Here is a 13116-nt window from a genome sequence, read left to right on the forward strand (position 1 = left end):
CCGGAAGGCGGCGTCAGCGCACGCGCGTGGCGCCCCAGCAGACCAGCGAACCCACGGTCACCAGCAGCACGCCCTGCCAGAACGGCCAGCCCGGCTGCACCGACAGCCACAGACTGGCCCACAGCGCCGACAGCACCGGGGCGAAATACGAGCCCGCCGCCATCACCGCCAGATTGCCGCGCTGGATGCCATGCTCCCAGCAGCTGTAGCCCACGGCCGTGGACGCGCCGATCGCCAGCACCTCCAGCGCCACGCCCCAGGACCAGCGCAGGGGCACGGTGTCCACCGCCAGCCACTGCCCCCACAGCACCACGGCCGTCAGCAGCACGAACAGGCCCACGCCGTTGAACCCACCGCCGTGGATGCGTGACAGCACCGAATACACCGGCCACAGGGCGGCGGCCGCGAACGCCAGCGCATAGGCCAGCGGGTTGCTGCGCATATGGGCCAGCAGTTCCTGCCACCAGGGCAGGTCGCTGCCCGCCCCATCCCCGCTCAGCACCCGCACCAGACCCCAGATGCACAGCGCCACGCCCGGCCACAGCCACCAGCGCGCGCCCTGCTGGCGGCACAGCACGGCCAGCACGATGGTCAGGCTGGGCCAGAGGTAGTTGATCATGCCCAGCTCCATGGACTGGGCACGGTCCTGCGCCAGGCCGATGGCCACGGACAGGCAGATCTCGTAGAGCACGAACAGCAGGCCGCAGCCCAGCAGATACACCTTGGAGACGCTGCGCAGCTGCGCCACGCGCGGCACGCCCTGCACCGCCAACAGCAGTGCGGCGCTGACGCTGTAGAGCATGGCCGCCCCGCCCAGCGCGCCCAGCGCCTCGGACACCGAACGGATCAGACCCACGGTGCTGCTCCAGCACAGCACGGCCACCAGGCCGATCAGGGTGGCACGGCGCACGCTGGCGGCATCGTGCGAAACAGGGGAAGCAGGAGAGGACATGCGGCGAAGAAACGAGGGATGACAAAGGGGCAAGCGGGCAGCACACGCCGGAACACCGTGCTGCGTGCGTTCACAGCCGCTGCGCAACCGGACAGCACCAACCGTTCCCGCCGTGCTGCGCCAGCCGTGCGCCGGGCATTGTGCATGGCCGCAGGAAGGAAGCGGCGCAAAAAAGGCCCTCGCAAGGGCCTGGATGGGAAGCGCACACGGAGCCGCTCAGGACTGCGTCTTGGCAGCCAGCGGGGTGGCCGGCTCGGACGCGGCAGCGGCCAGCTGGCGCTTGCGCAGGAACAAGTAGGCCACGCCCAGCAGCACAAACCACGCGGGTGTGGCAATCAGCGCCTGGCGGGTGTCGGCTTCCAGCGTCAGCAGCACCAGGATGCCGGAGAAGAAGGCCAGGCAGGCCACGCACATGGCCACGCCACCGGGCATCTTGTAGCGGGAGGCGGCATGCAGGGCCGCCCGCTGGCGACGGTAGACGATGTACGACAGCAGGATCAGCGACCAGACGAACATGAACAGAATCGCCGACACCGTGGTCACCAGGGTGAAGGCCTCGACCAGATTCGGCACCACCCACATCAGGAAGGCACCGCCCAGCAGGCAGATGCAGGAGAACAGCAGGCCCCGGGCCGGCACGCCGCCGCGCGACAGGCGGTGGAAGGATTGGGGTGCATCGCCCTTGAGCGCCAGACCGTACAGCATGCGGCTGGTGGAAAACACGCCGCTGTTGGCCGACGACGCGGCCGAGGTCAGCACCACGAAGTTGATGATGCCGGCCGCCGCAGGCAGGCCGGCCAGCACGAACAGCTCCACGAACGGGCTCTTGCCCGGCACCACATCGCGCCAGGGGGTGACGGCCATGATGGCGATCAGCGCCAGCACATAGAACACGATGATGCGCACGGGGATGGAGTTGATGGCGCGCGGCAGCGTGCGTTCGGGGTCTTTGGCTTCGGCGGCCGTGGTGCCCACCAGCTCGATGCCCACAAAGGCAAACACGGCGATCTGGAAGCCCGCGAAGAAGCCCAGGGCCCCGTGCGGGAACATGCCGCCGTCGTTCCACAGATTGGCCAGGCTGGCGCCGCGCCCGGCGGGCGAGGTGAAACCGCTGGCCACCATGTACAGGCCCGTGCCCACCAGCGCCACGATGGCGACGATCTTGATCATGGCGAACCAGAACTCGATCTCGCCGAACAGCTTCACCGTCAGCAGGTTCAGGCCCAGCAGCACGGCCACACAGGCGATGGCCGGCGCCCACTGCGGCAGATCGGGCCACCAGAACTGCGCATAGGCCGAGATGGCGATCACGTCGGCAATACCGGTGACGATCCAGCAGAACCAGTAGGTCCAGCCGGTGAAGAAGCCGGCCCAGGGGCCCAGCAGATCGGCCGAGAAATCGATGAAGGAGCGGTACTGCAGGTTGGACAGCAGCAGCTCGCCCATGGCCCGCATCACAAAGAACAGCATCACGCCGATGATGGCGTAGACAAAGACGATGGACGGGCCGGCCAGGCTGATGGTCTTGCCCGAGCCCATGAACAGGCCGGTACCGATGGCGCCGCCAATGGCAATCAGCTGGATGTGGCGGTTGGTGAGGTTGCGCTGCAGGTCGCCCGAACCTTCGGGTCCGGCCGTGCCGGGTGCTTTGCGAGTCATCTGGGGAAACCTTTGAAAAGCTGCCACCCGCGCACCCGCAACGCCGCAGCCGCGGCACCCGACTGCCGCTGGCAGGAAACCGGAAATCCGAAAAGGGAAAACCCTAGGATAAACCGCCGCGGCACGCCATGGCACGCGGCAGGGTCCATGCCCCCTGGGAGCACCAGGGGCGGAACCAGGGGCTGAGCCCTGGCCCGGCGCGCCGCACGCCCTGTGGGCGTGCGCGGCATGCTATGGAAGGAGAAGCGCCGGCTTACAGACCCAGCATCAGCTGCAGGTTCTGCACGGCCGCGCCGCTGGCGCCCTTGCCCAGGTTGTCCAGTCGGGCAATCAGCACGGCCTGGCGGTATTGCTCGTTGGCAAACACGCGCAGCTCCAGCTGGTTGGTGTCGGCCAGGGTGTCGGCCGCCAGCTTGTTGTCGTCCGTGGGCGGCAGCACGCTGACCCAGTTGGCAGGCGTGTTGGTGCGGGCGTAGTGGCTGGCCAGCGCGTCGTGCAGATCGGCCGCCTTGGGGGCGCCGGGCAAGGTGTCCAGGTGCAGGGGCAGCTGCACCAGCATGCCCTGGCGGAAATTGCCCACGGCGGGGATGAACACCGGACGGCGCGTCAGACCCGTGTAGTGCAGGATTTCCGGGATGTGCTTGTGGCCCAGGCCCAGGGCATAGGCCTCGTAAGGCGCAGCGGTGCCCGCCTCGTAGGCTTCGATCATGGGACGGCCGCCGCCGGAGTAGCCGGACACCGAAGGCAGGCTCAGCGGGAAATCGGTCGGAATCAGGCCCGCAGCCACCAGCGGGTGCAGCAGGGCGATGGCGCCCGTGGCGTAGCAGCCGGGGTTGGTCACGCGGGTGGCGGTCTTCACCAGCTCCAGCTGACCGGCGCGCAGCTCGGGGAAGCCATAGACCCAGTCCGGCGCCACGCGGTGGGCGGTGGAGGCGTCAATGATCTTGATGGCGCGGCCGGTCTCGGCGGTGATGGCGTCCACCATGGCGGTGGTTTCGCGCGCCGCATCGTCGTGCAGGCACAGGATGACCAGGTCCACGCCGGCGATCAAATCGCGCTTGGCAGCAGGGTCTTTTCGCAGCTCGGGGGCAATGCTGACCAGCTCGACGCCAGCCATTCCCTGCAGGCGTTCGCGGATCTGCAGACCCGTGGTTCCGGCCTCGCCATCGATAAAGACTTTGGACATTCACTCACTCCCGCGCCCTCTGGCGCACACCCACACACTCCGCCAAGCGGCACGTTTCATTCCAAGGAATTAAGGGCCGCATTGTCACTGAAATCACGGCCGCTGCAGCGCCCCGATGAAAATGACAGGCTGGCGACAATGTCGCACAACCACGTATGTATATACGTATATGCCACTTGACAAAGCTCTTTTTCGTTGCGATGCAGCATGGTACATTCTTCGATTGCCATGTCATACGAGCCCGGCCGCCTGACCACGCGTCCATGGCAAACGGGTATTTCCCCTCCGTTCAAAGAGACAAACTCATGAAGATTCATGAATACCAAGGCAAGGAAATCTTGCGCCAATTTGGTGTGCCCGTTCCCCGCGGCATTCCAGCGTTCACCGTCCAGGAAGCTGTAGAGGCAGCACAAAAGCTGGGTGGCCCCGTGTGGGTGGTGAAGGCGCAGATCCACGCCGGTGGCCGCGGTAAAGGCGGCGGCGTCAAGGTGGCTAAGACCATCGATGACGTGAAGAAGCTGTCCGAGCAAATCCTCGGCATGCAGCTGGTGACCCACCAGACCGGACCCGAAGGCCAGAAGGTCCGTCGTCTGTACATCGAAGACGGTGCCGACATCAAGAATGAGCTGTACGTGTCCCTGGTGACCGACCGCGCAACGCAGAAGGTGGCCTTGATCGCCTCCAGCGAAGGCGGCATGGACATCGAGGAAGTGGCCCATTCCACACCCGAGAAGATCGTCACCGAAATGATCGACCCGCTGACCGGCATCACCGAAGCGCAATCGCGCAAGGTGGCGGCTGCCATCGGTCTGACCGGCGCTTCCGTGGACCAGGCCGTAGACATCTTCGCCAAGATCTACAAGTGCTACATGGACACCGACGCATCGCTGGTGGAAATCAACCCGCTGAACTGCGACTCCAAGGGCAATCTGATCGCCCTGGACGCCAAGTTCAACTTTGACTCCAACGCGCTGTTCCGCCACCCCGAAATCGTGGCCTTCCGCGATCTGGACGAAGAAGATCCTGCCGAAGTCGAAGCTTCCAAGTTCGACCTGGCCTACATCTCCCTGGACGGCAACATCGGCTGCCTGGTGAACGGCGCCGGTCTGGCCATGGCCACCATGGACACCATCAAGCTGTTCGGCGGCGAGCCTGCCAACTTCCTGGACGTGGGCGGCGGTGCCACCCCCGAGAAGGTCACCGAAGCCTTCAAGATCATGCTCAAGAACCCCAAGGTCAAGGGCATTCTGGTCAACATCTTCGGCGGCATCATGAAGTGCGACACCATCGCCACCGGCGTGATCACTGCCTGCAAGGCCGTGAACCTGCAAGTGCCTCTGGTGGTCCGCATGAAGGGCACCAACGAAGAGCTGGGCAAGAAGATGCTGGCCGAATCCGGCCTGCCCATCATCAGCGCCGACACCATGGCCGAAGCGGCCACCAAGATCGTCGAAGCCGTCAAGTAAGAAGCCCTCGGAGATAAACACATGTCGATCTTTATCAACAAAGACACCAAAGTCATCACCCAGGGCATCACCGGCAAGACCGGCCAGTTCCACACGGAAAAGTGCCAGGAATACGCGAACGGCAAGAACTGCTTCGTGGCGGGCGTGAACCCCAAGAAGGCCGGCGAGTCGATCTTCAACATCCCTATCTACGCCTCCGTCAAGGAAGCTGCACACAACACCGGCGCCACCGTGTCGGTGATCTATGTGCCGCCCGCAGGCGCTGCTGCAGCGATCTGGGAAGCCGTGGAAGCCGATCTGGACCTGGCCATCTGCATCACCGAAGGCATTCCCGTCCGTGACATGCTGGAAGTGCGCAACAAGATGAAGGCCAAGGAAGCGGCCGGCGGCAAGAAGACCCTGCTGCTGGGCCCCAACTGCCCCGGCCTGATCACGCCCGACGAGATCAAGATCGGCATCATGCCCGGTCACATCCACAAGAAGGGCCGCATTGGCGTGGTGAGCCGTTCCGGCACGCTGACCTATGAAGCCGTGGCACAGCTGTCCGAACTGGGCATTGGCCAGTCTTCCGCTGTCGGTATCGGTGGCGACCCCATCAACGGTCTGAAGCACATCGACGTGATGCGCGCTTTCAACGACGATCCCGACACCGACGCCGTGATCATGATCGGTGAAATCGGCGGTCCCGACGAAGCCGAAGCCGCACAATGGTGCAAGGCCAACATGAAGAAGCCTATCGTGGGCTTCATCGCTGGCGTGACCGCTCCTCCCGGCAAGCGCATGGGCCACGCTGGCGCGCTGATCTCCGGCGGCGCCGACACGGCCGACGCCAAGCTGGCCATCATGGAAGAGTGCGGTTTCACCATCACCCGCAATCCTTCCGAAATGGGCCGCCTGCTCAAGGGCCTGCTGTAATCACTCCGTCTCCCGGGCGACTTTTTTTGCCCGGGTTACGCAGAATTACGCATCGGCAAGGGTGCCCAGCCCTACTACACTGGGCGCTCCCATAAAAGAAAACGCCAGTCTGCTCATGCAGGCTGGCGTTTTCCATTCATAACAGTGGAGTAAAAATGGAGTTCCTGAGCAATGCCGATTTCTGGATCGGCCTGGTGAAGATCGTCTGGATCAACATCATCCTGTCTGGCGACAATGCCGTCGTCATCGCCCTCGCAGCCCGTTCGCTGCCCCCTGAACAACAGAAGAAGGCCATCATGTTCGGCTCCGGCGCTGCCGTGGTGCTGCGCATTGTGCTGACCGTCGTGGCGGCCAAGCTGCTGGAGCTGTCGTTCCTGCAGGTCATCGGCGGCGTGCTGCTGCTGTGGATCGGCTACCAGCTGCTCAGCGGCGGTGAAGACGAAGAAGGCGAAGCCAAGGGCACGGGCTCCATGGTCGCTGCCATCCGCACCATCCTGATCGCCGACCTGGTGATGAGCCTGGACAACGTGATCGCCGTGGCTGCTACCGCCCAGGGCAATATGGTCCTGCTGATCCTGGGCCTGGCCATCTCCATCCCGCTGGTGATTTTCGGCTCCACGCTGATGATCCGACTGATGGAACGCTGGCCCGTGATCATCACCTTCGGCGCGGCCCTGATCGGCTGGGTCGGCGGTGAGACCATCGTCAACGACAACCTGCTGCACGCCTATACCGAAGCCCACCCCTGGCTGCACTACACCGCCGCTGCGGCGGGCGCCATCCTGGTGGTGGCCGTGGGCAAGTACATGCAGTCCCGCCAGGCCAAGGCCAGCGACTGACCGCTGCCTCCGCGTGCGCGCCCTGCGCACGCCTCCACGCTCAAGGCGCCTGCGGGCGCCTTGTTGCATTCTGGGGCTGGGGAACGCGGCCTTCCGCGCCTGTGGCCTCGCAGCATGCAGGCCCGCGCGCGATACGCCTGTGCTGCGGGCTTGGCAAGCCGCATGCCCCAAGTCCATGCCGCAGCCGTTGCTGCCTGCCAGCCTACAGCCGCCATGTCAGCCCATGCCTACACTGCCTGCATGGAAGCCTTGCTTGAAACCGCCTTCTGGGTCGGTCTCTTCAAAATCATCTGGATCGACGTCATCCTCTCGGGCGACAACGCCGTGGTCATCGCACTGGCCGCCCGCAGCCTGCCGGCGCACCAGCAGCGCAAAGCCATTCTGTGGGGCGCGGGCTTTGCCATCGCCATGCGGGTGTGCCTCACCGTCGTGGCGGCCAGGCTGCTGCAGTTCCCGTTCCTGGAAATCGTCGGCGGCCTGCTGCTGCTGTGGATCGGCGTGGGTCTGCTCCAGGGGGACGATTCCGACAGCGGCGACAGCAGTACCCCGGGCAGCACCTCGATGTTCGCGGCCATCCGCACCATCCTGCTGGCCGATATGGTGATGTGCCTGGACAACGTGATCGCCGTGGCCGCCACCGCCCAGGGCAACTTCACGCTGCTGATGCTGGGCCTGGCCATCAGCATCCCGTTGGTGGTCTTCGGCTCCACGCTGATGATCCGGCTGATGGAGCGCTGGCCCGCCATCGTCACCCTGGGCGCCGCGCTGATCGGCTGGGTGGCCGGGGAAACCATCGCCAACGACCATGTGCTGGCCGACTTCACCGGCACCCGCCCCTGGGTCCACTACGCCGCCGCCGCTGCGGGGGCCGCCCTGGTGCTGCTGGTGGGCACCGCCCTGCAGCGCCGCAAAGCTGCCCGCCAGCGCTGAATCCGGCCCGGCCAGGCCCGTTCTAGCGGAAATCGCTTTTTCCGCCCTGCTTGGCGGTCACCTGGATGCCCTCCATGCACATCCGCTTGTCCACCGCCTTGCACATGTCGTACACGGTCAGCAGGGCCACCTGCACCGCCGTCAGGGCTTCCATTTCCACGCCGGTCTGGCCATGGGTCTCCACCGTCGCCGTGCACTGCACCGCGTGGTCGGCATCCAGCAGCTCGAAATCCACGGCCACGCGGGTCAGGGCCAGGGGATGGCACAGGGGAATCAGGTCGCTGGTTTTCTTGGCGGCCATGATGCCGGCAATGCGGGCAATGCCCAGCACATCGCCTTTCTTGGCCGTGCCGCTGGCGATGATGGCCAGGGTGGCCGGCGCCATCACGATGCGGCCTTCGGCCACGGCGATGCGGTGGGTGTCGGGCTTGCCGCCGACATCGACCATGTGGGCCTGTCCGTGTGCGTCGAAATGGGTGAGTTGGTCTGCCATAGAAATACCGTGAAATGCGAGAAAAAGCCGGGCACTGCGCCGGCCCGCACCCGGGTCGACCGATCCCGACCGGAAGCTGCCCAGGAACATTGAGCGATTGCAGGCATCATACGGGGGTGATTCCGCCGCGCCTGCACCGGCCGCCAAGGGTATAACGCCTGCGATACCCGCTGCGGCCCGGTGCACAAGCCACCGCTGGGAGCGGCGCCTTGGCTGCTGCAGCTCCTGGCGCCCCGGGCGTTGCGGCGGGCCCTGCCTGTGATTTCTGCCGATTTCTCTGCCATGCAACTTTCTGTGCGAAAAATGCCTGTGGCGCGCATCCTGTCTGCGCTGGGCGCTACGGTTCTGTTCAGTTTCATTCCGGCCAGCCTGCCCCCGGCCCAGGCCCAGAACGTGGCCTTGCCCCGCATGGGCGACGGTGCGGAGCTGACCGCCAACGACGAGCGGCGTCTGGGTGACAGCATCATCCGCCAGCTCTACCGCGACCCGGACTACATCGACGACCCGGTGGTGCACAGCTATGTGATGGGCATCTGGTACCCGCTGAAGGAGGCCGCTGCCCAGCGTGGCGAGCTGTCGCCCGAGCTGGACGAACGCTTTGCCTGGGAGGTGCTGCTGGGCCGTGATCGCAGCATCAACGCCTTTGCCCTGCCCGGCGGCTTTCTGGGCGTGCACCTGGGACTGGTGGGCGCCGTCGCTACACGCGACGAACTTGCCTCGGTGCTGGCACACGAACTCAGCCACGTCACCCAGCGCCACATTGCCCGGCTGATCGCCCAGGACAAGCGCAGCACGCCACTGATGGTGGCCAGCATGATCCTGGGGGCGCTGGCCGCCAGCCGCAGCCCGGATGCCGGCATGGCCATGATGATGGGCGGCCAGGCCCTGGCAGTGCAGAACCAGCTGAACTTCTCCCGCGACATGGAGCGTGAGGCCGACCGAGTGGGCTACGGCCTGATGGCACCGGCCGGTTTTGCCCCAGCCGGCTTTGCCAGCATGTTCGAGCGCCTGCAGCAGGCCAACCGCATCAACGACAACGGCAGCTGGCCCTATCTGCGCAGCCACCCGTTGACCACCGAGCGCATGGCCGATATGCAGGCCCGCACCCAGATGCTGGGCCAGGCCGCCCAGGCCAAGCCTCCCACGCTGGAGCACGCCATGGTCAGCGCCCGCGCCCGCGTGCTGACCCGTCCCGGGCCGGATGCGCTGCGCCAGTGGGCCGCCCTGCCGGCCCAGCACAGCTTCACCCAGCAGAGCCCTGCCCAGCAGGCCGGCACGCTGTATGCCGCCATCCACGGCCTGCTGCAGCTGCGCGATCTGGCCGGCGCCGAGGCGCTGCTGCCCCGCCTGCAGGCCCTGACCCAGGGGGACGCCGCCGCCCAGCGCCAGACCCTGTGGCTGGCCGCCGAACTGGCGCTGGCCGCAGAACGCCCGCAACAGGCTTTGCAAAGACTGGAGCAGCTTCCGCCCGCCCCTTCGACGCAGCACCGCAATCCGGAGGCGGAACGCACAACGCTGCTGCAGCGCGCCCAGGCTCTGTCGATGCTGCACCGCAGCGGGGAGGTAGCCGGCGCACTGCAGACCTGGGTCAGCGACCATCCCCAGGATGCGGCCGCCTGGCAGGCCCTGGCCCGCGCCTCGCGCGAATCCGGCCAGCCGCTGCGTGCACTGCGGGCCGAGGCCGAAGCATCCGTCGCCCAGTACGATTACGCGGCGGCCGTGGACCGCTTCAAGGCCGGCCAGCAACTGGGCCAGCGCAGCGGTGCCCAGGCCGACCACTTCGAAGCCTCCATCATCGACACGCGGCTGCGTGCCGTGCAGGCCCTGCTACGGGAACAGACGGCCCAGCGCTGAGTCGATGACCATGCCCAGCAGCGAGTACAGGAAGGCGGCCCACACCGCCGCCCAGAAGCCGCTGACGCTCAGGCCCGACAGCAGGTTGGCAGCAGCCCAGAACATCAGGCCGTTGATGATGAACAGGAACAGCCCCACGGTGAGCAGCGTGACCGGCAGCGTCAGCACCACCAGAATGGGGCGCACCAGCAGGTTCAGCAGGCTGATGACCACCACCGCCCACAGGGCAGAACCAAAACTGTGCACCTGCAGCCCGCTGTAGACCGAGGCCACCAGCAGCAGTGCGCACGCACTGAGAATCCAGTTGAGCAGCAATTTCATGCCAGCCAGCATAGCGCAGCAAGCCGGCCTGCGGTGCGCCGGCCCCCGCAAGCGCCCAAAAAGAAAGGCTGCGGGGGTACCGCAGCCTCGGGTATGGCGACCGGCGTGCAGTGCCGCAGCGGCACTGCGCCCGGACACGCGTCAGACGGTCAGATCAGTGCTTCTTCCAGGAACACGCCCAGGCAGGTGGCCATGGCCGCCAGCACGGCGGGCAGAGCCCGTCCGGTCTGCAGCTTGCCCTTGCCCAGCGGCAGAACCGCCGGGGCATGCGCGGGGGCGACCTGGGATTCCAGCTTGGGACGGCGCAGGTCAATGATCTGGGGCGAAGTGCCCAGTTCCTGGCGCAGCTGGTCCACCACTTCGGCCAGCGGGCCACGGGCCAGCAGCGAAGTGACCTGACCCGCACTGCCCTGCAGCACCGGCAGCGAGGCCGCAAACAGCTTGTCCGCCCACTTGGTGCGCCAGTTTTCGCGGGCGCGGTTGCTCACCCATTTGCTCACGCGGTGGGTGATGCGCGGCGCACAGGCGACCACCACCCAATGGGTATGGGCAGCACGGGGGGCCTGGGCCATGGACTGCAGCAGCGGCTGGGCATATTCCGCATCGTCCAGATACACGATGATGGTTTCCACGCGGTAGGTTCCTGTTGGTTGTCGGCGCAAAAAAGGGGCAGATCGGCGGTGTGAGCCTGCATGTTGCGGTTTGGTTCCCGCATTTTTGCAGCACTTTCCTGCGATTGCCCCTGTGGAGACCGCGGGCCGCCCGCATGCAGGTGGCCCGGGCTGTTCAGCGCTTAGGCGTGTTCCGCCTTGCCCTTCTTGGAAGCAGCCATCTTGCCGATGGCCAGCACCAGCAGTGCACCGCCGATGTGGGCGATCCAGTAGATGGGCATGGAGGAGTTGAACACTGCCATCTTGGTCTCGGCGTTGTACTCCAGCAGCTTGGGAGCCCATGTCCACTGGTCAGGCACCACGAACAGCGGGTCGGTGACCAGCATGCCGCCGGCGATCCAGCCCAGCAGCATACCGCCGGCCACGATGATGGAGGGGTAGCGTTCCATCAGCTTGATGACCAGCTGCGAGCCCCAAACGATGATGGGGATGGAGATCAGCAGGCCCAGCACGATCAGCAGGAACTGGTGCTCGCCCGAGCTTTGGGCGGCGCCGGCAATGGCGATCACGTTGTCCACCGACATCACCAAGTCGGCCACGATGATGGTCTTGATGGCGGCAAACAGCTTGTCGCTGCCTTCAATGTTGTCATGGCCTTCTTCTTCCGGCGCAATCAGCTTCATGCCGATCCACACCAGCAGCAGGGCGCCCACCACCTTCAGGAAAGGCAGCTGCAGCAGCACCATGGCGAAGGCGATCAGGATGATGCGCAGCACGATGGCACCAGCGGTGCCGTAGATGATGCCCTTGCGGCGCTGCTCGGGCGGCAGCTTGCGGCAGGCCAGCGCGATCACGACCGCGTTGTCGCCACCCAGCAGGATGTCGATGATGATGATCTGGCCGAGCGCGATCCAGAACGGGGTATGGGTGAGAAAGTCCAAATCCATGGTGAGAAGTCCTCGTTATCGAAAGACAGCCAGTTCCGAACCGACTGCGCCTTTATACCGGGCACCATGGAGAGAAGGGGCAACAAGCTGCCGGCAAGCGGTGCTTGCTGACAGGAAGTGACACTTTGAGCCGACCATGGAAGCCACGGGCCCAAAGGTCTTGTTCGACAGCGGTATGACCGTGCCTGGCAGGCCGGGAGTGCAAGACTCCGTATTGACGACCTGGCATCCGTCTGCAGTCCGCCCTGGCGACAGCGCGGTGCAAACGGGGAACTACTCCCCTTTGAATTTCGCTATTGGAACACAGAATGCGGTGTTGCAGCAAAAAGTCGTCATTTGCACGCAAAACACCACAGCGGCTGCGGATGCCGGGGGCGCACTATCATGCCGCCTGCCTTTTGCTTCCTTGCTGCGTCCCTTTCTGCCCATGCACGGCATCCACATCACCGACATCGAAGCCGCCATCAACCACTGGCGGCAGCGGCATCCCAGTCCGGACGGCGTGCGCCTGTCGCCCGAGGTGCGAGCGCTGGCCCCGGTGTATGCGCGGCTGATCCATGCCGGCGCCCAGGAGGTGAACCCCGCCAGCCTGTCCGCCGCCGCCATGCAGGCCTGGCTGGGCTGGTACGAAACGCAGCCGGACACGCCGTGCATCGCGATCTGCTCCACCAGCCAGGGCGATGCCCAGTGCAAGGGCTGCGGGCGCAGCTTTGGCGAGGTGCAGCAGTGGCTGGAGCTGAGCCCGGTGCACAAGCGTGCCGTATGGCGGCGCATCGTGGCCGAGGGCACGGCGCTGCGCTTCACCCGCTACGCCGAACGCGCCAAGTAAGTTTCACTCACAACCATCATCCGCCAGGGCATGAAAAAGGGCGCGACCCGCGCGCCCTCCTGGGGATGTTTCGCCGCACCGGACCGGCAAGGCCGGCACTGCGGCTGCCCGGAC

Annotated in this window: 13 protein-coding genes; 6 read left to right on the forward strand and 7 right to left on the reverse strand. The window is 65.7% G+C overall.

All coding sequences use genetic code 11. The features are described 5' to 3' along the window. Positions 1–13 precede the first annotated feature (13 nt). The 3 genes from yddG to argC form a co-directional block, all read right to left on the reverse strand. The gene (yddG, locus tag QM470_RS18015; RefSeq protein WP_283340222.1) at positions 14–952 is read right to left on the reverse strand and encodes an aromatic amino acid DMT transporter YddG; all 939 of its coding nucleotides are present in this window, start codon (positions 950–952) and stop codon (positions 14–16) included. Positions 953–1168: 216 nt separating this feature from the next. After that, on the reverse strand, positions 1169–2611 hold the full coding sequence (gene cycA, locus QM470_RS18020) for a D-serine/D-alanine/glycine transporter (protein WP_283340223.1): 1443 nt from the start codon (positions 2609–2611) through the stop codon (positions 1169–1171). A gap of 253 nt (positions 2612–2864) precedes the next feature. Next, positions 2865–3797 (reverse strand): N-acetyl-gamma-glutamyl-phosphate reductase, encoded by a 933-nt coding sequence (gene argC / locus QM470_RS18025; RefSeq protein ID WP_192334457.1) that lies wholly within the window; start codon positions 3795–3797, stop codon positions 2865–2867. Positions 3798–4102: 305 nt separating this feature from the next. Between argC and sucC the strand changes: the two genes are divergently transcribed. The 4 genes from sucC (at position 4103) to QM470_RS18045 (ending at position 7947) form a co-directional block, all read left to right on the forward strand. Continuing rightward, a complete protein-coding gene (sucC, locus tag QM470_RS18030; protein ID WP_192334460.1) occupies positions 4103–5263 on the forward strand; it encodes an ADP-forming succinate--CoA ligase subunit beta in 1161 nt (386 codons plus the stop codon). Positions 5264–5284: 21 nt separating this feature from the next. Further along, positions 5285–6178 carry a succinate--CoA ligase subunit alpha gene (sucD, locus tag QM470_RS18035; RefSeq protein ID WP_066538099.1) on the forward strand — a complete coding sequence of 298 codons (894 nt, stop codon included), beginning with the start codon at positions 5285–5287 and terminating at the stop codon, positions 6176–6178. A 155-nt stretch (positions 6179–6333) separates the two neighbouring features. Then, on the forward strand, positions 6334–7017 hold the full coding sequence (locus tag QM470_RS18040) for a TerC family protein (protein WP_280058304.1): 684 nt from the start codon (positions 6334–6336) through the stop codon (positions 7015–7017). A gap of 240 nt (positions 7018–7257) precedes the next feature. Continuing rightward, positions 7258–7947: a TerC family protein gene (locus QM470_RS18045; protein ID WP_283340224.1), complete on the forward strand. Its 690-nt coding sequence runs from the start codon at positions 7258–7260 to the stop codon at positions 7945–7947. Between the two features lie 22 nt (positions 7948–7969). On the opposite strand, the gene moaC is transcribed toward QM470_RS18045, so the two are convergent. Beyond that, complete coding sequence (gene moaC, locus QM470_RS18050) at positions 7970–8440, reverse strand: cyclic pyranopterin monophosphate synthase MoaC (protein ID WP_280058308.1); 471 nt, start codon at positions 8438–8440, stop codon at positions 7970–7972. 282 nt (positions 8441–8722) lie between these two features. Here moaC and QM470_RS18055 point away from each other — a divergent pair, with 282 nt between their 5' ends. Beyond that, positions 8723–10294, forward strand: a complete 1572-nt coding sequence (locus tag QM470_RS18055; RefSeq protein ID WP_502846855.1) for a M48 family metalloprotease — start codon at positions 8723–8725, stop codon at positions 10292–10294. On the opposite strand, the gene QM470_RS18060 is transcribed toward QM470_RS18055, so the two are convergent. From QM470_RS18060 to QM470_RS18070, 3 genes are all read right to left on the reverse strand, one after another. After that, entirely contained in the window at positions 10268–10615 is a 348-nt protein-coding gene (locus QM470_RS18060; protein ID WP_218333225.1) for a phage holin family protein, read from the reverse strand. The two genes, QM470_RS18055 and QM470_RS18060, sit on opposite strands and share 27 nt — an antisense overlap. Positions 10616–10764: 149 nt before the next feature. After that, on the reverse strand, positions 10765–11247 hold the full coding sequence (locus QM470_RS18065) for a hypothetical protein (RefSeq protein WP_218333226.1): 483 nt from the start codon (positions 11245–11247) through the stop codon (positions 10765–10767). 161 nt (positions 11248–11408) lie between these two features. Beyond that, on the reverse strand, positions 11409–12173 hold the full coding sequence (locus QM470_RS18070; protein ID WP_066538106.1) for a TerC family protein: 765 nt from the start codon (positions 12171–12173) through the stop codon (positions 11409–11411). A 427-nt stretch (positions 12174–12600) separates the two neighbouring features. Between QM470_RS18070 and QM470_RS18075 the strand changes: the two genes are divergently transcribed. Continuing rightward, on the forward strand, positions 12601–13002 hold the full coding sequence (locus tag QM470_RS18075; protein WP_066538395.1) for a DUF3717 domain-containing protein: 402 nt from the start codon (positions 12601–12603) through the stop codon (positions 13000–13002). Positions 13003–13116: the final 114 nt, after the last annotated feature.

This window comes from Comamonas sp. 17RB (assembly GCF_030056555.1).
In the GTDB taxonomy this organism is placed as follows: domain Bacteria; phylum Pseudomonadota; class Gammaproteobacteria; order Burkholderiales; family Burkholderiaceae_C; genus Comamonas; species Comamonas terrigena.